This window comes from Streptomyces djakartensis (assembly GCF_014651075.1).
Lineage (GTDB): Bacteria > Actinomycetota > Actinomycetes > Streptomycetales > Streptomycetaceae > Streptomyces > Streptomyces djakartensis.
The window spans coordinates 417525-439841 of sequence record NZ_BMWE01000003.1 but is presented as its reverse complement, the minus strand read 5'-3'; the positions used below and the strand labels follow the sequence as shown (position 1 = coordinate 439841).

17 protein-coding genes are annotated in these 22317 nt (G+C 74.1%); 6 read left to right on the top strand and 11 right to left on the bottom strand.

The features are described from left to right. Positions 1 to 3: 3 nt before the first annotated feature. The 3 genes from IE212_RS07845 to IE212_RS07835 are packed head-to-tail and all read right to left on the bottom strand — an operon-like array spanning position 4 to position 3938. Entirely contained in the window at positions 4 to 399 is a 396-nt protein-coding gene (locus IE212_RS07845; RefSeq protein ID WP_190196970.1) for a DUF742 domain-containing protein, read from the bottom strand. A gap of 9 nt (positions 400 to 408) precedes the next feature. Next, positions 409 to 843: a roadblock/LC7 domain-containing protein gene (locus IE212_RS07840; RefSeq protein ID WP_190196969.1), complete on the bottom strand. Its 435-nt coding sequence runs from the start codon at positions 841 to 843 to the stop codon at positions 409 to 411. Next, complete coding sequence (locus tag IE212_RS07835) at positions 840 to 3938, bottom strand: sensor histidine kinase (protein ID WP_190196968.1); 3099 nt, start codon at positions 3936 to 3938, stop codon at positions 840 to 842. Before IE212_RS07835 ends, IE212_RS07840 begins: the two co-directional genes overlap by 4 nt. A gap of 423 nt (positions 3939 to 4361) precedes the next feature. Between IE212_RS07835 and IE212_RS07830 the strand changes: the two genes are divergently transcribed. Further along, positions 4362 to 4823: a hypothetical protein gene (locus tag IE212_RS07830; RefSeq protein WP_190197007.1), complete on the top strand. Its 462-nt coding sequence runs from the start codon at positions 4362 to 4364 to the stop codon at positions 4821 to 4823. Between the two features lie 29 nt (positions 4824 to 4852). Here the strand turns inward: IE212_RS07830 and IE212_RS07825 are convergent, their stop codons facing one another. From IE212_RS07825 to IE212_RS07810, 4 genes are read right to left on the bottom strand one after another with little or no spacing between them, the layout of a single operon-like run. Next, entirely contained in the window at positions 4853 to 9490 is a 4638-nt protein-coding gene (locus IE212_RS07825; protein ID WP_190196967.1) for a hypothetical protein, read from the bottom strand. Positions 9491 to 9526: 36 nt separating this feature from the next. Then, positions 9527 to 10408 carry a hypothetical protein gene (locus IE212_RS07820; protein WP_190196966.1) on the bottom strand — a complete coding sequence of 294 codons (882 nt, stop codon included), beginning with the start codon at positions 10406 to 10408 and terminating at the stop codon, positions 9527 to 9529. Between the two features lie 31 nt (positions 10409 to 10439). After that, positions 10440 to 11966: a hypothetical protein gene (locus IE212_RS07815; protein ID WP_190196965.1), complete on the bottom strand. Its 1527-nt coding sequence runs from the start codon at positions 11964 to 11966 to the stop codon at positions 10440 to 10442. 56 nt (positions 11967 to 12022) lie between these two features. Further along, positions 12023 to 12718 (bottom strand): GntR family transcriptional regulator, encoded by a 696-nt coding sequence (locus IE212_RS07810; RefSeq protein ID WP_190196964.1) that lies wholly within the window; start codon positions 12716 to 12718, stop codon positions 12023 to 12025. 127 nt (positions 12719 to 12845) lie between these two features. Here IE212_RS07810 and IE212_RS07805 point away from each other — a divergent pair, with 127 nt between their 5' ends. From IE212_RS07805 to IE212_RS07785, 5 genes are read left to right on the top strand one after another with little or no spacing between them, the layout of a single operon-like run. Then, positions 12846 to 14147: an MFS transporter gene (locus IE212_RS07805; protein WP_190196963.1), complete on the top strand. Its 1302-nt coding sequence runs from the start codon at positions 12846 to 12848 to the stop codon at positions 14145 to 14147. Continuing rightward, positions 14144 to 14977 carry a putative hydro-lyase gene (locus tag IE212_RS07800; protein ID WP_190196962.1) on the top strand — a complete coding sequence of 278 codons (834 nt, stop codon included), beginning with the start codon at positions 14144 to 14146 and terminating at the stop codon, positions 14975 to 14977. Before IE212_RS07805 ends, IE212_RS07800 begins: the two co-directional genes overlap by 4 nt. A gap of 11 nt (positions 14978 to 14988) precedes the next feature. Further along, positions 14989 to 15747, top strand: coding sequence for a LamB/YcsF family protein (locus IE212_RS07795; RefSeq protein ID WP_190196961.1), 759 nt, complete (start codon positions 14989 to 14991; stop codon positions 15745 to 15747). After that, on the top strand, positions 15744 to 16361 hold the full coding sequence (locus IE212_RS07790; RefSeq protein ID WP_190196960.1) for a 5-oxoprolinase subunit B family protein: 618 nt from the start codon (positions 15744 to 15746) through the stop codon (positions 16359 to 16361). Before IE212_RS07795 ends, IE212_RS07790 begins: the two co-directional genes overlap by 4 nt. Next, positions 16358 to 17227, top strand: a complete 870-nt coding sequence (locus IE212_RS07785) for a 5-oxoprolinase subunit C family protein (protein ID WP_190196959.1) — start codon at positions 16358 to 16360, stop codon at positions 17225 to 17227. The genes IE212_RS07790 and IE212_RS07785 overlap by 4 nt, the downstream gene beginning before the upstream one ends. Before the next feature lie 5 nt (positions 17228 to 17232). Here the strand turns inward: IE212_RS07785 and IE212_RS07780 are convergent, their stop codons facing one another. The 4 genes from IE212_RS07780 to IE212_RS07765 form a co-directional block, all read right to left on the bottom strand. Then, positions 17233 to 18135, bottom strand: coding sequence for an SGNH/GDSL hydrolase family protein (locus tag IE212_RS07780; RefSeq protein ID WP_190196958.1), 903 nt, complete (start codon positions 18133 to 18135; stop codon positions 17233 to 17235). Beyond that, complete coding sequence (locus tag IE212_RS07775) at positions 18132 to 19310, bottom strand: glycosyltransferase (RefSeq protein WP_190196957.1); 1179 nt, start codon at positions 19308 to 19310, stop codon at positions 18132 to 18134. Before IE212_RS07775 ends, IE212_RS07780 begins: the two co-directional genes overlap by 4 nt. Continuing rightward, positions 19307 to 20434 (bottom strand): glycosyltransferase family 4 protein, encoded by a 1128-nt coding sequence (locus IE212_RS07770; protein WP_190196956.1) that lies wholly within the window; start codon positions 20432 to 20434, stop codon positions 19307 to 19309. Before IE212_RS07770 ends, IE212_RS07775 begins: the two co-directional genes overlap by 4 nt. 186 nt (positions 20435 to 20620) lie before the next feature. Beyond that, positions 20621 to 22039, bottom strand: coding sequence for a HEAT repeat domain-containing protein (locus IE212_RS07765; RefSeq protein WP_190196955.1), 1419 nt, complete (start codon positions 22037 to 22039; stop codon positions 20621 to 20623). Between the last annotated feature and the right edge of the window lie 278 nt (positions 22040 to 22317).

Genomic DNA, 22317 nt, shown 5'->3' with positions numbered 1-22317 from the left:
TGCTCACAGCGCCCGCAGGCCGTTGATCACATCGCGCAGGATACTCTCGTCCGGCAGCTCGGCCGGGGGCACGGGCCGGTTCACATGGACGAATTCCGCGTCCACGAGATCCCCGACGAGGACCCGTACCACCCCGATCGGCAGGTCGAGTTCCGCTGCGAGTTCGGCGACCGACTGCGGGATGTCACGGCACAGCTCGACGATGTCCACGTGCTCCGGGGAGAGCATGTGGTCCGCCTCCGGATCGTCCGCGTGCGGCTCCGTGACCACGACGGCGATCAGGTCCAGGCGGTGCTGGCCCTGGCTGCTGGTGCGGCCGCGCGTCATAGCGTACGGACGGACCACCGGTCCGGCCTCGTCGTCGAACCAGTGCCTTCTTCCCTGTCCGTCAGCGCTCATGTCATCCCACTACCCGCCTGCGGGCAGGTCGGTGCGCGGAGCGGCACCCAGATGCACACCCACCCGCTTCACGAGGAGCGTCATCTCGTAGGCGACCTGGCCGACGTCCGAGTCGGCGTCCGAGAGGACGGCGAGGCAGCTGCCGTCCCCAGCGGCCGTCACGAACAGGAACGCGTCGTCGAGCTCGACGACGGTCTGCCGGACGCTGCCGGCCTCGAAGTGGCGTCCCACGCCCTTGGCGAGGCTGTGGAAGCCGGAGGCCACGGCGGCCAGGTGCTCGCTGTCCTCCCGGGTCAGGTCCCTGGACACGCCCGTCGGCAAACCGTCGCCGGAGAGCACGAGGGCCTTGCGGATGCTCGCGACGCGGTCCACCAGGTCGTCGAGGAGCCAGTTCAGCTCCCCCTTGATGGTCGCGGTGTGGCCGGTCGCCTTCGGTGCGGTCATCGACCGTCCCCCTTGTTCGTTCCTCGTGGTGCTGTGCTGCTGTGGGCGGCGTCGCCCGCTGCGTTCTCGTCGCGGCCGCGCTGCCAGCCTCGCTGGAGCGAGGCCATACGGCTGCGTACTTCCTCGGCGTCGCGTTCGACGGACTCGGTTCTGTCCTCCGTACGCGGCTCCGGCCCGCGCTTGAGCTGCGGGGCCAGGTTGGCCTGCCGGACACGCCGGGGCAGCGGAGCGGTGCCCGGGCGGGGCCCGGGTGGTGCGGAGCCGAGCCCGTCGTTTCGCTGTGCGGAGCCGGTCCACTGGCCCGTGCCGGGAGCCGAGCCGGTCCTCTGGTCCGCCACGGCCGGGCCTGACTCGTGTCGCATGGGCCCGCCGGTCCTCTCCGGCCCGGAGCCGGGGAGGTGATCGGGGCCGTCCGGGCCGCTCGAGGCGGACTCCGCACGGCGTGTGCGCTTGGGCAGGGCGGGCGGCTCGGACCCGGCGGCGCTGCCGGGCGAGGCCGGCGAGGTGGTGTGGTCCTCGCTGTGCCCGGCGGCGCCGATGCCGCGGCGGCGGGCCGGCAGCGGCGGTGCGTCCGGCTGCGCCTCGCTCCGGGCGCTCCCGGGCGAGGAGCTGTCGGTGCGGCGCCGCGCCGGAAACGCGGAAGCGGGCTCCGGCCCGGTCCGGTCCGTGGTCCGCCCACCCTCCTCGCCTCGGCGGCGGGACGGGAGTGAGGGTGGCATCCCGGATTCCTCCCGGCCGGCGCCCGTGGTGGTTTCCTCGTCGGTGTTCCCCCGCCGGGGGCGCTGGCCGGTGACCGGACGGCCGTGGGAACTGACCAGCTTGGGGGTGTGGCGGCGGGGCAGCTGCACCGGTGCGTTCAGCTCGTCGTCGGTGTCGGTCCGGTCCGCCGCGCCGCGGGCGTCGGACTGCTGGTGGGGCTCGCCCCGGCCGGCCGACCCGTCCTGTGCGCGGGTCAGGGAGTGGCGGGAGCGGAACAGACCGCCGTGCTCGCTGTTTCCGTCCTCGAGGACGCCGCGGAAGCCGTCGATGGTGTCCAGGTCGACGGGGGCCTCCAGCTCGACCGGTCCGTCCAGGAGGGAGGCCGGAAGGCCGGGCCGGGGTGCGGGTGCCTGGGACAGCGCGGCGCGGCGGCTGTCCCGCGGCTCGCTCTCCGGGGCCGGCTGGGGGCGGTCGAGCCGGAAGCCGATGCCGTTGGTGTCCGGGACCTCGTCCGTCAGCAGGGCGTCCGGGATGAAGACGACAGCGGTGGTGCCGCCGTACGGAGACGGCTGCAGGGAGACGCGGACGTTCTGCCGCTGGGCGAGGCGGCTGACCACGAACAGGCCGAGCCGGTCGGTGTCGGAGAGCTCGAACTCGGGCGTCTCGGCGAGCCGGAGGTTGGCGTCCAGCAGGGCTTCGGCGGCCATTCCGAGACCCCGGTCGTGGATTTCCAGGGTGAAGCCGTTGGCGACCCGCTCGCCCACGACCTGGACGGCGGTGTGCGGTGGCGAGAAGACCGTGGCGTTCTCCAGGAGTTCCGCCACCAGGTGCGTCAGGTCGGCGACGGCCGGGCCGGTGACGGCGATCCGCGGCAGGCGGCGCACCTCGATGCGTTCGTAGTCCTCGACCTCGGCCACGGCGGCGCGGACGACATCCATGAGCTGGACGGGCTTGCGCCACTGCCGGGACGGTGCGGCGCCGGAGAGGATCACCAGGCCCTCGGCGTGCCGGCGCATGCGGGTGGTCAGGTGGTCGAGCCGGAACAGGTCGGCGAGTTCCTCGGTGTCCTCGGTGCGGCGCTCCATGGCGTCGAGCAGGGTGAGCTGCTTGTGGAGCAGGACCTGGCTGCGGCGCGCGAGGTTGACGAAGACCTCGGAGACCCCGGCGCGCAGTTCGGCCTGTTTGACCGCGGCTTCGACGGCGGCGCGCTGGAGGGTGTTGAGAGCCTGGCCGACCTCGCCCATCTCGTTCTTGTCGTACTCCAGGCGCGGGACCTCGGTCTCGATGTCGACCTGCTCGCCCGCCGAGAGGCGGCGCATCACACTGGGCAGCCGCACCCCGGACGCCTCGTGGGCCTCCAGGCGAAGCTGCCGCAGGTCGCGGATGAGGGTGCGGCCGACGCGGACGGAGAGGAAGAGGGAGAGCAGCAGCGCGATCAGGCCGAGCGCGCCGGCGATGACCGCCTTGGCGATGACGCCCACGGCCACGGGGTGGACGCGGTCCTGGTAACGGTCGTTGGCCTGGTCGTTGAGGGTGCCGAGCTCGTCGAGCACGTTGCCTGCGGCGCTGTCCCAGCTCTTGGCGGTGACTCCGCGGGGGGTTCCGGAGCCGGAGTCGAGGGCTGCTTCCTCCGCCACCCGCAGCGGTGCGGAGGAGGCGTTCTTCCAGAAGCTCTCGTAGCGGTCGCGCTCCGCCACGGGCAGCAGCTGCAGGTTGACGTCGTACATCAGGGTGCGCTGGGCCACCAGGTCGGAGATGTCGCGCTCTTCGGAGTGCGAGATCCGGCCGACGACCAGGGCGGAGCCGAGGAGGGCGTCCTCACGGGAGAGCAGTTCGCGGGCGCGGGCGAGGTTGACCAGCGCGCGGTACTGCTTGTCCAGTTCCACGTTGTCGACCACGTGCAGGTTGGCCAGCAGCACGTAGCAGGGGTCGACCAGCCGGTTGTAGAGGCCCAGGGCCTGGGCGCGGTCGGCCGTGCCGTCCTCCACGCTGCGGCGCAACGGCTCGATGCCCTCGAAGGCGTCCAGGACCGCGGTCAGCCGCTCGTCGGTGTCGGCTCCCATCGCGTCGCGCACGTCGGGGTTCCGGGCGTTCTCGCGGATGCTGCCGACGGCCTTGTCGGTGGCGGCCCGGCTGCGCCGGAGCGCGGCGAGCCCGTCGGAGGCTCGTGGGTCAGCGAGGTAGACGAGGGTCTGGCGGCGTTCCTCCTGGAGGACGCGGACCGTGTCCTCGATGGGGTAGCCGATCTTCTCCACCACGGACGACACGTTGAACAGGTCGCCCGCCTCACGTCCCGTGAGCACCGTGGCGAAGGACCAGATCGCGGTCAGGGACACCAGCGGCACGAGGAGCAGCGCCACGATCTTCCGGCGGATGGACTTCCCGCGAAAGCGCATGGCCTCCCCCAGCTCGGGCCCCCCGGCCTACCGGGGGTACACATGTGCGTCAACAAACGCCGCGAGCCTACTACCGACGAACAGGGAACTCGAAGACCGGTCCGGAGCCTGAACTTCCGCGCCACTCGCCGGGCATGTCGAGTTGTCCGGGCATTGCGGGAGTTGTCTCCCCGAAACCGATGGCGGACGCATCGGCCGACCTCCGGGACTCACTTGGGCGGTTGGCTGAAATTTTTCGTCCTCTGGGAATCTTCGTGGTGGGTCGCTCGTCCTTCCCCGTAGGAAATGGGGGCGGAATCGGCCACAGGCGCCGCATCCCGCACTTGGGCGGCGTAATACAGCGCAAGCAGGGCAGCCACTGGGGAGCGCGGGTCTTCGGACGCGAGCGGGAGCGGTCTGCTGGCGGTGGGGAGTGACAGGGTGATGGGCACGGCGGAGCGGTACGAGGCGCCCGGGGCGGGCGGAAAGGCGCGAGACCCGCGCGAGCAGCGGTCCAACCGGCCCCTGTGGGTGGAGGAGCCCGCGCGGCGGCGCAGGCTGCCGGATCCGGTGAGGACGGCAGCCGTGCGGGCGGTCCTCGTCATCGCCCTGACGCTGCTTCAGGCCATGACGGCCTTCCTGTGCACGATGGCCGGCTCCTGGCTGGCCCTGCCCATGGTGATCAGCAGCGTGGTCAGCACCATCGTGGCGACGTGGGGCGTGCTCGACGTATGGGTGACGCGCCAGGTGTGGAACCAGCGCCATGGCGTGGTGTCCGTGCCGAGCAGCACGGCCCGGGCCCTGCGGCGCGAGCGGCGCCGTGCCCGACGGCGGGCGCGCGCCGACGAACGGGCGCGGGAGCGGATACGCCGGCGGGGCGGTGCCGGGCAGCTGTCCCACCCTTGAGGAGCACGCAAGGCGTCCGAGGGCACCCGTCAGGACGCCGATGGCGAGGGACGTCTGAACATCCTGGTCGCCGTGATCTCGCTGTGCACCGCCTCTCCCGCCTGGGGCTGCTGGGGCAGGCCCGGTCGGAGATGTTCCTCGACGCTGATGTACTTGAGGCCGGCCCGCAGGTCGGCGTCGTTGCGCATGCGGATGACGAGGGGGAACTCGGCCAGCGCGGTGGTGTCGAACAGGCCGGTGGTGTACAGGAGCTGGACGCCCAGGGCGTCGGACACCGCCCGCTGGAGTTCCAGCAGGTAGGTGGCGTTGGCGCGGCCGATCGGGTTGTCGAGGAACAGCGTGCCGGCGTGCCGGTGCTTGTCGCGGCCCCGGTCGTTGCTCCGCAGCGCGGCCATCGTGCAGTACAGCGCGATCGCCGCGGTGAGCAGCTGGCCGCCGGAGAACACGTCGCCCATCTGCCCGACGGGGACACGCTCGGCGCGCAGCACCGCGTCGGGCTTGAGGATCTCCACGGCGACGCCCCTGGGCTGCAGCGCGGCGGCGACGCCCCGCAGCAGCAGGGACATGCCGTCGCGGCGCAGGTCGGAGTTCTTCTTGACGGCGGCGCGGGTCGCCTCGTCGATGACCTCGCCGAGCCGTTCGGTGAGCGTGGCCTGGTCGGGCTCCTCGAAGCGGATGCGCAGGAACTCCTGCCCCGACCATTCGCCGAGGCCCTCCGGCAGCCGGGAGAGCCGCTGGGCGGAGCGCAGGGTGGCCAGTGAGGACTCGACCAGGCCGCGCAGGCGGTCCACGATCGAGTCGCGGTTTCGCTCCAGTTGCTCCAGCTCGTCCGTCAGGACGCGGAGCCGGGGCGCGAAGGCGTCCGCCCACTTCTGGGCGTGCTCGGGCAGCGCGGAGGCGGGCAGTTCGCGGATCTGCTGGCGGGCCGGCGTGCGGACCTGCTCGTAGCGCGTGGAGTTGGCGTGCCGGACGAGGATGTCGCAGGCCTCGCGGACGGCGGCCTCGGCGGCGGACAGGTCGGCGGCGCAGCCGCGCAGCGAGCGGCGGGCCTCGGCGGCCGACTGCCGGGCCTCCTCGGGGCTGCCGGGGTACGGCTCGGTCTCCTCCTGCTCCTCGTCCGTGGTGTGCTCGCGCAGCAGGTCGCGGAGCATCGCGGCGATCTCGTCGAACCCGCTCGCCGCGTCCTCGGCGGCGCGGTGTGCGTCGAGGAGTTCGGCGTGCGCCTCGCGTGCCTGGGTCAGCGCCTCGGTGTGGGAGGCGAGTTCGGCCGTGGCCGTGCGCAGCAGGGCCTGCGCGTGCTCCGCGTCGCGCGGCCGGCGGTCCTCGGGGAGTTCGGTGTGCGCGTCACCGTCCTCGGGTGCGTGCCGTTCGGCCTCGCCGCGCAGCCGCCCGAGCTGCTCGCTCGCGCTCGACATACGGGTTTCCAGGAGCTGCACCAGCTCCTCGGCGCGGGCGGCGGCGGCCTGGCGGCTGGGCCCGTCGGAGCCGTCGGGGGATTCGAGGAGCTGCTCCGCGCGTGTGCGGACCTTGTTGCTCAGCCGGTCCAGGTCCGCGCGCGCCGCGCTCTCGTCGCTCTCCGCGCGGGCCTGCTCGGCCCGCAGGTCCGCGCCGACACCGACCTTCTCGTACACCTGGGAGGCGGCCCGGTAGGCCTCGCGCAGAGCGGGCAGGGAGGCCTTCGGGGTCTGGGCGTCGTCCTCGGGCACGACATCGGGCGCGCCCGCGATCTCGGAGCGTTCGGCGCGCAGCGCACGGGCGGTGCGGCGGGCGTCGTCGGCGGCGCGCTGGGCGGCGCGCCGGTCCTCGTCGGCGGCCCGGGCGCGCTCCAGACACGCCTGGGCGGCCGCCTCGGACTCGGCCGCCTCGTCGGCCAGTTCGCGCAGCTTGGCCTGCCAGCCCGCCCGCTCGCGCAGCCGGAAGGCGAGCCCGGCGAGGGCGTCGGCGGAGCGGCGGGCCTTCTGGGCGGCCTCCTGCCGCTCGTCCCGGACGTGCGCGGCCTCGGCGGCGGCCTCCTCGGCCTCCGCCCGCGCGGTGCGGGCCTCGGCCAGCTCGGCCTCGGACTCCTCGGCGAACTCGCGGGTGGCGCGGGCCGCCTGGGCCAGCTCGGCCAGCCGGCCGGCCGGGCAGCCGGTGCGCCAGGAAGCGAGCCGGGCCGCCAGCTCCCGGTCCTTGCCCAGCCGGGCGGCGAGCGTACGGATCTCCTCGTCGCGTTCGGCCGCCCTGGCGCGCAGGGCCTGCCGCTCCTCGTCCGCGGCGTGCTCGTCGTGCATGGCCGGGTTCGGCGGCACGAGGAACACGTCACCGCCGTCGGTGTCCGGGGCCGGGGCCGGGGCGAGCAGGGCGGCGGCCGTGCCGACCGCCACGGCGGACCTCGGCAGCAGGGCGGCGTCGCCCAGCGCCTCCCGGGCCCGGGCGTGGGAGTCCGGGTCGGTGATGATCACGCCGTCGACGAGTTCGGGCCGGGCGGCCAGCACGCGCGCGTGGTCGGCCGGATCGACGGCCTGTGCGAGGTAACGCCAGCCGGGCAGCGCCGGGATGCCGTGCTCGCCCAGGAACTCGACCGTGGCCAGGACGTCCGGGCCGGGCGGCAGCAGGCCGCCGTCGCCGAGCGCGCCGAGGATCCGGGAGTCGTCGGCGGCGGCCGTCCGCAGGTCGAACAGCTGCCGTTCGGCGGAGGAGACGGCGTCGTCGAGCAGTTCGCGCAGGTCGTCGGCGAAGCGGTCGAGTTCCTCGGGGCTGAGTTGCTGCTCGCCGGCGTCCGGCGGGGCGGGCTGCTCGCCGTCCGTGCCGTGGCGGGGTTGGGGGATACCGGGGCGGGCCTTGGGGGTCAGGCTGAGCAGTTCCGCCAGCCGCTCCTCCCCCGCCAGCGCCTCGGCGGTGCGGCGCTCGGCTTGATAGGACCGCTCCGCCGCCGTGGCCGCGTCCGCCGCGCGGGCCGCGGTCAGCTCCGCGCGGGTCTCGGTGGCGGCTGCCTCCCGCGCGTGCTCGGTCGCCCGGCGTGACGCCTCGCGGGCGGCGTCCCAGGCCTCGACGGCGCTCTTCTCCGCGTCACTGGCGGCGAGGGCGGCGCGGGCCGGGTCGGCGTCGGGCGCGCTGTCGTCGAGCCAGCCGGCCCGCACCGCCTCGGCGGTCTCCTGCTCGACCTCGGTGAGACGCTGCTTCAGGTGGCCGACCTCGCTGCGGGCCCGTTGCGCCTGCGTGGCCGCGGCGGTGGAGTCGCGGTAGGCGCTGTCGCTGACCTCCTGGAGGGCGGCCGAGCGCTCCTCCTCCTCGTTGGCGTGGCTCTCGGCCTTCTCCGCGGCGGCGTGCAGGGCCCGTACCAGGTCGACGGCGGCCTGGGAGCGGGCGGCCAGGGCCGGGGCGGCGTCCCGCTCCGCCTCCTGGATCGCGGCGGACACCCGGGCGACACGGTCGGCGGCGGCGCGGTGCCGCAGTACGGCCTCGGCGGCCTGCCAGGCCGAGTACAGCGTGCGGGCGTCGGCGAGTTCGCGTTTCTGCGCGGCGGCGGACTTCTCGGCCGCGGCGAGGGCCAGTGAGGCGTGCCGGTAGGCGAGTTCGGCGGCAATCAGGGCACTGCGCTCGCGGGCCGCCTCGGCGTGGGTGACGGCGTACGCGGCGGCGGTGACCCGCTGGGCCAGGTCGGCGGCTCTGGCCCGCTCCCGCACGCCGCGCGCGGAGAGCCGGCGCGCCAGGGCGCGGGTACGGCGCTCGGCCCCGGCGTGGACGTCACGCGCGCGGGTGCGGGCCTCGGCGGCCTCGACGATCCGCCCGAGCAGGTCCACGGACCCGGCGGTGAAGTCCCGTTCGGCGATCAGCTCGGCGCGCCGGCCCAGCTTGTTGCCGAAGCCGCTGACCAGGTCGGCGAGCCCGTCGGTGTCCCGCGTGTCGGTGACGGCGCGCAGCAGCAGGTCGGTGAAGTCGGCGTCCTTCTTGACGGCGAAGAGGCCGGCGGCCTCGCCTTCGTCGGCGTTCATCTCCCGCTGGTAGCGGAAGAGTTCGGGGTCGAGGCCGAGGTCGCCGAGGTGCTCGATCCAGCGGTCGTGGATCTCCTCCCAGTGCACCTCCAGGTGTGGGTAGGTCCTGCCCGCCTCCGTCAGGGCGTCGCGGAAGCCCTTCATGGTGCGCCGCCGCCCGCGCGCACCCGACTGGCCCTCGGCCGGGGGCCGGACGGTGGTGGCCTCGGCCACGGGGAGGTTGTCGAGGCTGAGTCCGGGACCGGGCCGGAAGGAGTACCAGGCCTCCGCGAACTTCCGGGGGTCGTTGGAGACCTGCCGTCCGCGCCACTCGCTCACCTTGCCGACGACGACGCACTCGCCGGTCTGCACGTGCTGCCACTCCAGCGCCACGTGGCCGCAGTCGTCGGCGAGCAGGAACTTGCGCAGCACACCGGAGCTGGCGCCGCCGAGCGTGTTGCGGTGTCCCGGCAGCATCACCGAGAAGATCAGCTTGAGCAGTACCGACTTGCCGCCGCCGTTCTCCAGGAAGAGCACGCCGGCGGGCGCGGGCCGGCGCGGCGGCCCGACGGGCTCCTCCTCGAAGAACTCCGCCTGCGTGGGGGCGGGGTCGGGCACGGGTGCGCCCACCCCGCGCAGGTCAAGCACGGTGTCGGCGTAGCGCGCACCGGCGGGTCCGATGGAGTAGAGGCGGACCCGGGACAGCTCGTACATGGCGGACTCTCGTAAGCCTTCTTCAGAAAGGGATGTTCAGGAGGAGTGGAACGGCAGCCCGGCGTCGGCGACCAGCTCCAGGTCGTCGCTCTCCTCGGCGGGCAGCAGCGTCGGCGTGCCGTCGGTGACCGGGACGACGCCGAGCTCCAGCAGCTCGGCCATGGCTGCGCTGCCGGCCATGTCCCGGACCTGGAGCTGGTAGCGGGCGGTGGTGCGGTACGTGCCGCCGTTGTCGTCGCCGGTGCGCTGGAGGAATCCGGAGTCGGTGAGGAAGGCGAGGGCCTTGGCGACGATGCCGGTGGTCGAGCCGGCGAGCCGGCGGGCGTCCTTGGTGGCGCCGGTCGAGCTGCGCCGCACCCAGATCCGCCAGGCGGCCTCCAGCCCGGGCGCCTCGGTCGCCGGGTCGGTGTTCTCGCCCTGTTCGGCGGCGCGCTCCTCCAGCCGGCGGCAGGCCTGGCGTACGAAGGCGTCGACGCCGTTGACCGTGACACGGCCGATGTAGCCGTCGTCGGCGAGGTCCTCGGGGCGCGGGAACGCCATGGCGGCGACGGCGAGATGGGCGAGCCCGTGCAGGAACCGGTCGCCGCCGTCGGCGGACGTACGACGCGCGTAGTCACCCATGCGGACGGCGAACACCGAGTCCTCGGCGGCGGTCACGGCCATGCCCGCGCGCGGGGAGACCTCCAGCACGATCAGGCCGAGGCCGGTCGCCACGGCGTCGGCGAGCCGCGCGAACGGCGGGTCCTCCCGGTAGCGCCGCAGCAGGTCCGCGTACTCCTGGTCGCGGGCGGGCTGAAGCTTGGGCTGCAGCCCGAAGGACACGAGCCGCGCCGCGTCGGCGGCGTCGGCCGGAGTGACGGCGGCGGTGGCCGTCGCAGCCGGGTCCTCCGGCTCGCTCCACTCGACGTGCTCGGTCACGGTCGGGGCTCCTCGTTCCACTGGTGCTCGGTCATGCTGCTTCCGTCCGGTCCGCGGCCATCCCCGCCGCGTCCAGCAGTGCCGTGCCGACGATGAGGTCGGCTCCGCCGAACTCCGGGTCGTCGAGTTCGGTGCCGTCGTCCACGGCGAACAGCAGCTTCTGCTCGCCCTGGCGATAGGCCGTGCCGACCGGCGGACTGGCGGCGTGCACCGCCAGCAGGGCCACCAGATACGGCAGTTCGGGGTCTTGCCTGCGGGCTTCGGCCAGCAGCCCGGACAGCCGTCTCGGCGCGTCCGCCGGCAGGTCGAGCAGCTCCTGCGCGGCCGCCAGCTGCTCCTCGCTGAACCGGCTGTCGTCGGGTGTGGCGATGAGATCCGGCTCGGGCATCTCCGCGCCCAGGTGCTCCCGCTCCACCGGCGGCGTGAGCAGTATGTCGACGAGGTCGCCGACCCGGACGGACACGGGCGTGCGCAGACCGGTGCCGCGCCCGAAGAAGGCGTCCGTGACACGGACGGCCTGCTCGAGCGGCAGCGGCAGGACCGGGACGACGAGTTGGCCGTACAGGTCGATGCCCGAGGTGGCCGTCGGAGTGGCGAAGGCCTGCCGGTCCTGCTCGGCGCGGAACAGCGGCCCGGCCTCGAGCAGCCGGGACTGCAGCTGCGTGTGCCGGCGGATGCAGTCCTTGACGATGTCGACGAGCTCCGCGGCGCGGCGCTTGTGCTCCGGCTCCTCGGTCTCGTCGCGTGCCTTGCGGATGTTGGTGAGGATCGCGTTCTCGTGGCGGTAGCGGTCGGCGACGTGCTCCAGAGCCTCGGCGATCATGTCGGGCACGGTGCTGAGCCAGTCCACCGCGCGCACGTTGCGCCGGGTCGCCTCGAGGGCCCTGCGCAGGGTCTCCGAGTACTGCACGGTCCGGTAGCGGGCCTGTTCGGCGGCGAGCTGGGCGTCGGCCAGCCGGCCCCGGTTGATCAGCACCTCCAGCTTGACCTCGGCGGCGATCTGCGCGCTGGTGACGTCCGTGTCGAGGGCGCCGACGAGGACGTTGACCGCCTCGTCCGTCGTGCGCAGGTACACCGTGCCGCCCGGGCCGGGGACCTCCTCGATCAGCTTGAAGTCGTAGTCACGGCGCACATAGGCGCCGTCCGCACCGAAGGTGCCGTACACCGCGCGGAAGCCGCGGTCGACGCTGCCGACGTTGATCAGGTTCTCCAGGACCCAGCGGGCCACCCGCTCGTGCTCGGCGGCGGGCCGCCGCGGTGCCTGGGCGGCGATGCGCGGGATGAGCCGGGCGACGATCTGGTCGTGGTCCGCGCCCGTGTCGAAGTCCATGTTCAGGGTGACGAGGTCGATGGCCGCGAGGGCGACCTCAGCCATGCCGTACACCGAGTACTCGCCGGCGAGGTTGGCCTTGCGCGCGTCGAGGTCGTGCAGCGGCGCGGTGCAGGCGAGCGCGCGCAGGCGCCGCGCCAGGCCCTCGTCGGCGGCCGGCCCCGGCGCGGGGCGCGGCCCCGCGCTGAGCTGGGGCGGAACGCTGTCCGTCGATGCAGGCGAAGTCACGGTGCACAGACTAGGTCCTGGGTCTGACAACATCCCAAACGGCGCGGTACGGCTCCTCAGCCGTCCTCCCCGACGCGACGGCGGTACACCTCGACGACCCGCTGCAGCGAGTCGTCGAGGTATCCGGCGAGCAGCCTCGCGGCCTGCTCGCGGTCCCCACCCTGAAGCGCCTGCAGAATTGCGACATTTCGAGCGATATAGGGCTCATGCAGCCGCTGCGGGTCGTCCACCACGTGGAACGCGAGACGCAGTTCGGCGAAGACGCTGCGCATCAATTCGTCGGTGCGTTCACTCGCGGCCAGCGCGACCAGTTCCCGGTGGAAGTGGATGTTCGCCGTCCCCACTCCCTTCCAGTCGCCCTCGCGAGCCGCCCGCCTGCCCTCCTCGACGGCGGCGACCAGCCCGTCGAGAGCGTACGGCGGCTCCCCCAGGCTCCCGACCACGGCGCACTCGACCAGCTGCCGGGTGCGGTAGATGTCCTCGACGTCCTCCACGGTCAGGACCCGCACGAAGACTCCCCGGTTCAGCTCGTGGACAAGCAGGCGTTCGTGGGTGAGCAGCCGGAACGCCTCGCGCAGCGTGTTGCGGGAGACGCCGAGCGCGCCGCCGATGCTGTCCTCCGACAGCCGGGTCCCGGGCGGGAAGTACCCCTCGGCGATCCGGCTCCTCAGGATGTCGGAGACCCGTTCGGCGGTGCTGGTGCGCCCCAGGAGGGCCCGGTCGCCGGCGAGGTCCTTCAGCTGCTCTGCCATGCCGGAATTCAATCGCAGATCACAAGAACGAACCAACAGAGGTATTGAGGAATCGTTGAACAATCCTCTACGGTGCTCGCACGGCTCACCCCGAAGCGCCCTCCTCTCCTCCCTCTGCGAGGTGCCCATGAGCACGCCCCCTCCCCCCAGGACCCTGACCGACGAGACACGATCCACCGCGGCGGAACACCGCTCCGGCGACGGGGCATTCGCCTGGTTGCGCGCCCTGGGGCCGCGTGGCCGCCGCGCGTTCGCCGGTGCCTTCGGCGGCTATGCCCTGGACTCCTACGACTACTTCACGCTCCCGCTGAGCATGGTCGCGCTGTCCGCCTACTTCGGCCTGAACAGCGGCCAGACCGGCCTCTTCACGACGGTCACCCTGGTGGTCTCCGCGATCGGCGGCGCTCTCGCGGGTGTCCTCGCGGACCGCATCGGCCGGGTCAGGGCACTGATGATCACGGTGATCACATACGCCGTCTTCACCGTCGCCTGCGGCTTCGCGCCCAACTACGAGACGCTGCTGGTCTTCCGCGCCCTCCAGGGCCTCGGTTTCGGCGGTGAGTGGGCGGTCGGCGCCATCCTGGTCGCCGAGTACGCGAGTGCCAGGCACCGGGGCCGCACGCTCGGCGCGATCCAGAGCTCCTGGGCCGTGGGCTGGGGCCTCGCCGTGATCGTCTACACGCTGGTCTTCTCGGTGGCCGGCGACGACCTGGCCTGGCGCATCATGTTCTGGACCGGGGCACTGCCCGCGCTGCTGGTGATCTGGCTCCGGCGCAGTGTGCACGACGCGCCCGAGGCCGCCGCCGCACGTGAACAGAGCGCTGACAAGGGCTCCTTCACGGCGATCTTCAAGCCCGGCCTGCTGCGGACGACCGTGTTCGCGGTCCTGCTCTCGACCGGGGTCCAGGGCGGTTACTACACCCTGGCCACCTGGGTGCCGACGTACCTGAAGTCCGAGCGCGAGCTGTCGGTCGTGGGTACCGGCGGCTACCTGACCTTCCTGATATCGGGCGCCTTCATCGGCTATCTGACCGGCGGTTACCTCACCGACAAGCTGGGCCGGCGGCGCAACATCTGGCTCTTCGCCCTGCTCTCGGCGATCTGCATCCTGGCGTACGCGAACATCCCGAGCGGCGCCAACACCCTGATCCTGGTGCTCGGTTTCCCGCTCGGTTTCTGCATGTCGGCGATCTTCAGCGGCTTCGGCTCCTACCTCAGCGAGCTCTACCCGACGGCGGTGCGCGGCACGGGACAGGGCTTCACGTACAACACCGGACGCGCGGTGGGTGCCGTGTTCCCGACCACGGTCGGGTTCCTGGCCGACAGCTGGGGCGTCGGCGGCGCGCTGGTCTTCGGCGCGATCGGCTACGGCCTGGCGGCGCTGGCGCTGCTCGGGCTGCCGGAGACGCGTGGGAAGGAACTCGCGTGAGCCGCGCGGGCACCGGCACCGGGGACCGTCCTGTGGTTCTCGTCGACGAGCACGCGCACGCGTGGAGCCCGGAAACGGCACGGGCGCGCTTCCGCGAAGGCCTGACCGGCCCCACGGCCGGAGTCGCGGCGGGCCACACCCAGGTCAACCTGATCTCGGTGCCCGCCGACTGGGCCTACGACATGCTGCTGTTCTGCCAGCGCAACCCCAAGCCCTGCCCGGTCCTCGACGTCACGGACGCCGGTTCCTTCACGACCGTCCTCGCGAAGGGCGCGGACCTGCGCACCGACCTGCCGCGCTACCGGGTCTGGCGGGACGGCGAGCTGGTGGACGAGCCGACCGACGTACGCGCCCACTGGCGGGACGACCTGGTGTCGTTCCTGATCGGCTGCAGCTTCACCTTCGAGTGGGCGCTGGGCGAGGCCGGGGTGCCGATGCGCCACGTCGAGCAGGGCCGCAACGTCCCCATGTACGTGACGGGCCGGCAGTGCCGCCCGGCGGGGCGGCTGCACGGACCGCTGGTGGTGTCGATGCGGCCGGTGCCGCCCGGGCACCTGGCGGCGGCCATCCGGGAGAGCGGTCTGATGCCGGCGGTGCACGGCAGCCCGGTGCACTGCGGCGACCCCTCGGGGCTCGGCATCGACGACCTCGGCAGCCCCGACTTCGGAGACCCGGTGCGGACCGAGCCGGACGACATCCCGGTGTTCTGGGCGTGCGGAGTGACCCCGCAGGCGGCCGTGATGGCCTCGCGTCCACCGTTCGCCCTCACGCACGCGCCGGGGCAGATGTTCCTCACCGACGCCCGCGACGAGCAGTACCGCGTCGCCTGACAGGAGAACCCGTGACTTCGATCGACCTGAACGCCGATCTCGGCGAGGGCTTCGGCCGTTGGCGACTCACCGACGACGAAAGGCTGTTGTCCGTCGTCACCAGCGCCAACGTGGCGTGCGGCTTCCACGCCGGGGACGCGGCCACCATGCGCCGGGTGTGCGAGCTGGCGGCGGAGCGCGGTGTGCGGATCGGCGCCCAGGTGTCCTACCGGGACCTGGCCGGGTTCGGGCGGCGCGCGATGGACGTACCGCCCGCCGAGCTGGCGGCCGAGGTCGCCTACCAGATCGGCGCCCTGGAGGTCTTCGCGCGCGCGGCCGGCGCCGGTGTGGCCTACGTCAAGCCGCACGGCGCGCTCTACAACCGGGTCGTGCACGACGAGGAGCAGGCCGCCGCGGTGGTCGACGGCGTGCTCCTCGCCGACACCACGCTGCCCGTGCTCGGCCTGCCCGGTTCACGCCTGCTGGAGCTTGCCGCGAAGGCCGGACTGCCGGTCGTCACCGAGGCGTTCGCGGACCGGGCGTACACCGACGCGGGCACCCTGGTGCCGCGCGCCCAGGAGGGTGCCGTGGTCACCGACCCGGAGGCCGTCGTGGAGCGGTCCCTGGGGCTGGCCCGGACCGGGGAGGTCGTCTCCCGGTCGGGCACGCGGATCGAGGTGCGGGCGCGCTCCCTGTGCCTGCACGGCGACACGCCCGGCGCGGTGGAGCTGGCGCGGCGGGTGCGGGAGCGGCTGGAGGCGTCGGGGGTCCGGGTGGAGGCCTTCTCATGAAGGTCCTGCCCGTCGGCGAGGACGCCCTGCTCGTCGAGGTCTCCTCGGGCGAGGAGGCCCAGGCCCTGCACGCGGAGCTGCTGCGACGTCGTGCGGAGGGGTCGCTGTCGGCCCGCGAGATCGTCCCGGCGGCCCGTACGGTCCTCCTCGACGGCCTGGACTCCCCCGCCCGGCTGGCCGCCGAACTGGCCGCCGCCGAACTGCCGCCCGCTCCGCCCCGCGCGCGTGAGGCGGTCGAGATCCCGGTGCGCTACGACGGCCCGGACCTGGCCGACGTCGCCGCGCACTGGGGCGTACCCGAGGGGGAGGTCGCCCGCATCCACGCGGAGACGGAGTTCCGCGTGGCCTTCTGCGGCTTCGCGCCCGGCTTCGGCTACCTCACCGGACTGCCGCCTCGCTACGACGTCCCGCGCCGGGCCACCCCGCGCACGGCCGTCCCGGCCGGCTCGGTGGCCCTGGCCGGCCCGTACACCGGCGTGTACCCGCGCTCGTCGCCGGGCGGCTGGCAGCTGATCGGCACGACGGACGCCGTGCTGTGGGACCACGCGCGCGTGCCGGCCGCGCTGCTCTCGCCGGGCACCCTCGTGCGGTTCGTCCCCGAGGCGGGCCCATGACGGACCGCGCACTCGCCGTCGTACGGGCCGGTGCCCTGACCACCGTGCAGGACCTCGGCCGCCCCGGGCACGCCCACCTCGGCGTGCCCCGCTCCGGGGCACTGGATAGGCCCGCCGCGGACCTCGTCAACCGGCTGACCGGCAACCCGCACGGGGCGGCCGTCCTGGAGACGACCCTCAGCGGCTGTGCCGTGCGGCCTCGCTCGACCGTCACCGTGGCGGTGGCGGGCGCTCCCTGCCGGGTCACGGTGGACGGACGGCCCGTCGCGTGGGGGGCGCCGGTGCGCGTGCCCGCCGGCGCGCTGCTGGACGTCGGTCCGGCGGTGTCGGGGGTACGCGCCTACGTCGGGATCTCCGGGGGCATCGCCGTCGAGCCCGTGCTCGGCAGCCGCTCCACGGACCTGCTGTCGGGTCTGGGCCCGGCGCCGCTCGCGGACGGCACGGTGCTGCCCCTGGGCCGGCCGACGGGCGCGCCCGCGCGGGTGGACGCCGCCCCGCAGCCGGCGCCGCCTGCCGAACTGGTCCTGCGGGTGACGCTCGGCCCGCGCGACGACTGGTTCACGCGGGAGGCCTTGCGGGCCTTCGTGTCACGCTCCTACCGCGTGTCCCCCGCGAGCAACCGCATCGGACTGCGCACGGACGGCCCCGCTCTGGAGCGGGCACGGCCCGGGGAACTCCCCAGCGAGGGAGTGGTGCTGGGCGCGGTCCAGGTCCCGCCCGACGGCAGGCCGGTGGTGTTCCTGGCCGACCACCCGACCACCGGGGGCTACCCGGTGATCGCGGTGGTCCACACGGCCGACCTCGCGGCCGCCGCCCAGGCGGTTCCCGGAACGCCGGTCCGCTTCGTGGCGGTACGTCGCCGCTGAACCGGTCATGCCGCGTCGGGCCGCTCGGCCACCGACAGCGCCGCGAGGGCGGCCGACACCGCCGCGGACGCCCGCAGATCGAGGCGGGCGCTGGTGCCGCGGGCACGATGCCGGAGCTCGTCGGCGGCGAGTGTCAGCAACTGCGGCAGCAGGTCGGTGCACCGGCGAGCCACCCAGCCGGTGCCTGCCGTGGCCAGCCACCACAGGCTCGCCGACCTGGTGGGGACGGGGAACTCCGGCTCGGGCGAGGGCGCGCGCCCCGTCACGAGCCCGTGCTCGGCGAGCAGCGCGTGGAAGCGCAGGGCCAGCTGCCGGTGCCCCCGCTCCCCCGGGTGCAGGCGGTCCGCGCTCCACATGGACCGGTCCGTGATCCAGTCGCCCTCACAGGCGTGCAGATGCAGGGCTCCGTACCGGTCGGACAGGACGTGCACCACCGTGTTCACGGCCCGCTGCCGCCGGGCCAGCGGACGGCCCAGCGCCCCGGGCAGCCCGAGCATCGTGCCCGGGTCCGGCAGGCAGGCGGTGAGCAGGACCGCGCCCTGCTCGGTGAGGGCCGCGTACACCTGGTCGAGCCGGGCGGCGACGGCCTGGATGTCGAAGGTGCGGCGCAGGGTGTCGTTGACGCCGACGACGACGGACACGAGATCGGGCCGCAGCCCCAGCGCCACAGGAAGCTGCCGCTCCAGCACTTCCCGGGTCTGCGCCCCGCTCACCGCGAGGTTCGTGAAGCCGCCGGACCCGTCGGTGACGGGTTCCTCCGCGAGGCCGCGGGCCAGCAGCGCGGCCCAGCCGCGCCACGCCCCGTCGCCGGCCGGGTCGCCCACACCCTCGGTCAGCGAGTCGCCGAGGGCCACGAACCTCAAAGGTCCCGCGACCCCCCGGGGGCCGGCGAGGCTCCGCGGTCTCATGCCGCGCCTCCGGGCACGAACGGGCGCACGGCTGCGGCCGCGTCGTGCGCGGCGAGGAAGGCGTCCACCGCCGCGTTCCACCCGAAGCACTCGGCACGCCCGCGTGCGGCCTCGCGGCGGTACCGCCGCGGCCGGCGCAGCAGCAGGTCCACGGCATCCGCGAAGGACTCCCCGTGGTCCGCCGCGACGGCCCCGGCCGAGCCGATCACCTCGGGCAGCGCGGACGACGCGCTCGCCACGACGGGCGTACCGCACGCCATGGCCTCCAGGGCGGCGAGCCCGAAGGTCTCGGCGGGTCCCGGCGCCAGGGCCACGTCTGCGGACGCCTGGAGCGCGCCGAGCAGTCCACGGTCGGAGACATGGCCGAGGAAGGTGACCGGCAGCGCCCTCTCGCGGGCCCGCTGTTCCAGCCGGGCGCGCAGGGGGCCGTCCCCGGCCACCACCAGCACCGCCCGCCGTCCGCGCCGGCGCAGCACCTCCAGGGCGTCGAGCGCCGTGCCGGGCCGCTTCTCCACGGACAGCCGCGAGCACATCACCAGCAGCGTCTCGTCCCCACGGGCGTGGCGCGCGCGTACCTCCGGGTCGCGCAGGGCGGGGTGCCGCCGCACCAGGTCGACGCCCAGCGGGGCCCGGACGACGTTGCGGGCTCCGATCCGCACGAACTCCCGCTCGGCGAACTCGGTGGTGCACACCACGCGCGCGTACGTGTGGGCCGTACGGACGTTGAGGGCGTCGGCGGCACGCCGGGCGGCCCCGTCGGGCAGGCCCCAGGTGCGCAGTACGCCGTCGGCGGTCTCGTGGGACACCATCACGGCCGGGACGCGCGCCCGACGGGCCCACTTGCCGGTCCACCTCAGGGTCGTACGGTCGGACACCTCGAGCCGGTCCGGGGCGAGCTCCTCCAAGAGCCGGCTCACCCGCCGCCGGTCGGCGAGGACGCGGTAGCCGCCGGTGCCGGGCAGCAGCGGCCCGGGGAGGGTGATCACCCGCCCCTGTTCGGTCTCGCGGTCTGCGAAACGCTCGCCCGGGATCACGAGAACGGGTTCGTGCCCCGCCGCCTTGTAGCCCTTGCCGAGTTCGCGCAGTGCCGTGCGCAGACCGCCGGAGGCGGGCGCGACGAAGTTGGCCAGCCGGACGATCCGCAGCGACCGGTTGCTCTGGTTGCCCGTGTTCATGCCGCCACCGCCGTCCGGCGCCCGGCGAGCACGTTCGCGTAGTGCCCTATCAGCCGGTCCCCGACGGCCGCCCAGGTGCGGCCCCGCACCGCGGCCCGCCCGGCGGCGCCGAAGGCGGCCCGCAGCGCGGGGTCGGCGGCCAGGGCCCGCACCGCGTCCGTCACGGCGGTGGCGTCGCGCGGCGGCACGAGCAGCCCGGTGTGTCCGTGGGTGATCAGGTCCAGCGGTCCCCCCGCGGCGGGCGCCACCACAGGCAGGCCACTGGCCATGGCCTCCTGCACCGTCTGGCAGAAGGTCTCGAAGGGGCCGGTGTGCGCGAAGACGTCCAGCGAGGCGAAGACCCGGGCCAGGTCGTCACCGGTACGGCGGCCCAGGAAGACCGCCCCGGGCAGCGCCTGCTCCAGGCCGGGCCGGCTCGGGCCGTCGCCGACGACCACGACCCGGACGCCCTCCAGAGCGCACGCACCGGCGAGGAGTTCGACCTGCTTCTCGGGGGCGAGCCGGCCGACGTAGCCGACGATCAGCTCGCCGTTCGGGGCGAGTTCCCGCCGCAGGGCCTCGTCGCGGCGGTCGGGCCGGAACCGTTCGGCGTCCACGCCGCGCGGCCACAGCGCGACCCGGGGCACCCCGTGTGTCTCCAGGTCGCGCAGGGCCGCGGTGGACGGGGCGAGGGTGAGGTCGGCGGCACCGTGGACCGAGCGGATGCGTCGCCAGGCGGCGGCTTCTCCGGCGCCCATGTACGTGCGGGCGTATCCGGCCAGGTCGGTCTGGTAGACGGCGACGGCCGGAACGCCGAGGCGGGCGGCGGCGGCCATGCCGCGCACACCGAGGACGAAGGGACTGGCGAGGTGGACGACGTCGGCACGGTGCTCGACGAGGGTGGCGGTCAGGCGGCGGCTGGGGAGGGCGACACGGACCTGGGGGTAGCCGGGGAGCGGGAGGGAGGGGACGTGGACGACGGGGCACGGCACATCGGCGTCGGGCTTGTTCCCGGGCGCCGGGGCCGGGGCGACGACGACGGGGGCGTGACCGCGATCGACGAGGTGCCGGGCGGTCTGGAGCGCGCAGTGGGCGACGCCGTTCACATCGGGGGGAAAGGATTCGGTCACGATGACGACACGCATACCGGTGTTGTCGCCGTACCGGACGTGGCCGCGTCAACGTCGATCTTTCCGGGCGGGGAACGTCCCATGAGCGTTCTGAGGTGCACCCGCGCAGGTCAGGCGGTGTCCATGCCCTCCTGACCCGCGAGTCATCCCACGTTCACCCGGGCGGCCTGACGCTGCCCCGCCGATCTGCTGCGGAGGGGGTCACACAGCGGTCTCCTCCGGACCGATCCGGCTGCGTACGGCCGTCTGGACCTCGGCCTCCTCGGCCGGGTCGGCGGCGAGCCGGCGCAGCCGCTCGACGACCCGGGCGTCACCGGTCTCGGCATGCCGGGCGGCGACCTCTCGGGTGGACTCCTCGCAGTCCCACAGGCACTCGACGGCGAAGCCGGTGGCGAAGGAGGGGTCGGTGGCGGCGAGGGCGCGAGCGGCCCGGCCGCGCAGGTGGGAGGAGGCGGTCTCGCGGTAGATGTGCCGGAGCACGGGTGCGGCACAGGCGATGCCGAGCCGTCCGGCGCCGTCGACCAGGGTCCACAGCGTCTGTGCGTCGGGGCCCTCGCCGCGCACCGCCTCCCGCAGAGCCGCGAGGACCAGGTCCCGGTCGTGCGTTCCGCCCCGGCAGGCCAGGACGCGTCCGGCGGCGGCACCGAGCTCGTCGGGCCGGTGTGCCCAGCCCCGCGCCCGGTCCACGGCGGCAAGGCTCCGCATCCGCTCGAAGGCGTCGACGGCGGCCTCCACGACGACCGTCGAGCCGGTGGCCACGGCGCCCTCGATCAGGTCGAGGGCGTCGGGATCGCCGCCGTCGGCCAGGTAGCGCAGAGCCGTACACCGGGCTCCCTCGGTGCCGTCCTTCGCCGCCTGCACGATCTCGGCCCGGTCCTCGGGCCCCGCCACGGCCGTGAGGCAGCGGGCGGCCGGGACATGGAGGGCCGCCCCCCGTTCCAGGCCCTGCTGGGCCCACTCGAAGACGGCGCTCACGCTCCACCCGGGGCGAGGCCCGGGCGGCCGCATCTGCCGCTGCCAGCGGTCGAAGCAGCCCGCCTCGTGGGCGGCCCGCACGCGGGTGGCGACGGATTCGCGCGGGTCCTCGGCCCACAGCCGCCACGGCCGGGGCTCGAAGGCGTCCCGGACGGCGGCGGCCAGTTCGGCGTCTCCCTCGGGATCGGCCGGGAACCGCGCGAGGACGGGTGCGGCGAGGGCACGCAGGCCGGCGTCGTCGTCCCGGAGGGCGAGTTCGTCGAGGGCCCAGGCCCAGTTGGAGCCGTGGGCGGCGTACCTGCGCAGCAGTTCGAGCGCGTCCCGCCTGCCGTAGGAGGCGAGGTGCCCGAGGACGGCGAGCGCGAGCCCGGTGCGTGACTCGTCGGTGCCGAGGACGTCCTCGGCACTGAAGAGATGGGATTCGACCGCGTCCAGCTCGCCGTTCAGATCGAGGTAGAGGCGGGCGTAGTAGAGGGAGCGGTTCTCCAGCTGCCAGTCGTGGCGGGGATCGCGCAGTACGCAGTGGTTCAACGCCGCGAGCGCCTCGGAGCGCGGGGCGGTGAGCGCGTGCAGCGTGCCGTCGCCGCGGCCCCGCTGGAGCAGGCCGAGCAGCGTGCCGCTGGGCGCTATGACCGGATCGAACATGGGAAACAGCCTCACATCAAGCGTCGACGCGACCGGGGACGTGTAACTACCTGGCCGCGTGACAACACGTCGGGGCGCCCGCCGTTTCCTGCTTGCTGTAGACCATCTTCCTCTGCCTCTCGTCGGTGGCCCTTGCGGACCGCGTCACGGTCCGCGCGGTGCGGCACTACCTGCCCAGCCATCACGTCCGTGAACCACGTCGTCATGATGACCCGGCACTTCCGTCTGCCGCGACCGAAATTTCGGCGGCCTTGTACCGCCTCCCCCGTTTTCGTCGT

Bases quoted from the DNA above. Each gene is read 5' to 3' on its own strand.
- IE212_RS07845 (WP_190196970.1), bottom strand. From the start codon at position 399: ATGAGCGCTGACGGACAGGGAAGAAGGCACTGGTTCGACGACGAGGCC.
- IE212_RS07840 (WP_190196969.1), bottom strand. From the start codon at position 843: ATGACCGCACCGAAGGCGACCGGCCACACCGCGACCATCAAGGGGGAG.
- IE212_RS07835 (WP_190196968.1), bottom strand. From the start codon at position 3,938: ATGCGCTTTCGCGGGAAGTCCATCCGCCGGAAGATCGTGGCGCTGCTC.
- IE212_RS07830 (WP_190197007.1), top strand. From the start codon at position 4,362: ATGGGCACGGCGGAGCGGTACGAGGCGCCCGGGGCGGGCGGAAAGGCG.
- IE212_RS07825 (WP_190196967.1), bottom strand. From the start codon at position 9,490: ATGTACGAGCTGTCCCGGGTCCGCCTCTACTCCATCGGACCCGCCGGT.
- IE212_RS07810 (WP_190196964.1), bottom strand. From the start codon at position 12,718: ATGGCAGAGCAGCTGAAGGACCTCGCCGGCGACCGGGCCCTCCTGGGG.
- IE212_RS07805 (WP_190196963.1), top strand. From the start codon at position 12,846: ATGAGCACGCCCCCTCCCCCCAGGACCCTGACCGACGAGACACGATCC.
- IE212_RS07790 (WP_190196960.1), top strand. From the start codon at position 15,744: ATGAAGGTCCTGCCCGTCGGCGAGGACGCCCTGCTCGTCGAGGTCTCC.
- IE212_RS07785 (WP_190196959.1), top strand. From the start codon at position 16,358: ATGACGGACCGCGCACTCGCCGTCGTACGGGCCGGTGCCCTGACCACC.
- IE212_RS07780 (WP_190196958.1), bottom strand. From the start codon at position 18,135: ATGAGACCGCGGAGCCTCGCCGGCCCCCGGGGGGTCGCGGGACCTTTG.
- IE212_RS07775 (WP_190196957.1), bottom strand. From the start codon at position 19,310: ATGAACACGGGCAACCAGAGCAACCGGTCGCTGCGGATCGTCCGGCTG.
- IE212_RS07770 (WP_190196956.1), bottom strand. From the start codon at position 20,434: ATGCGTGTCGTCATCGTGACCGAATCCTTTCCCCCCGATGTGAACGGC.
- IE212_RS07765 (WP_190196955.1), bottom strand. From the start codon at position 22,039: ATGTTCGATCCGGTCATAGCGCCCAGCGGCACGCTGCTCGGCCTGCTC.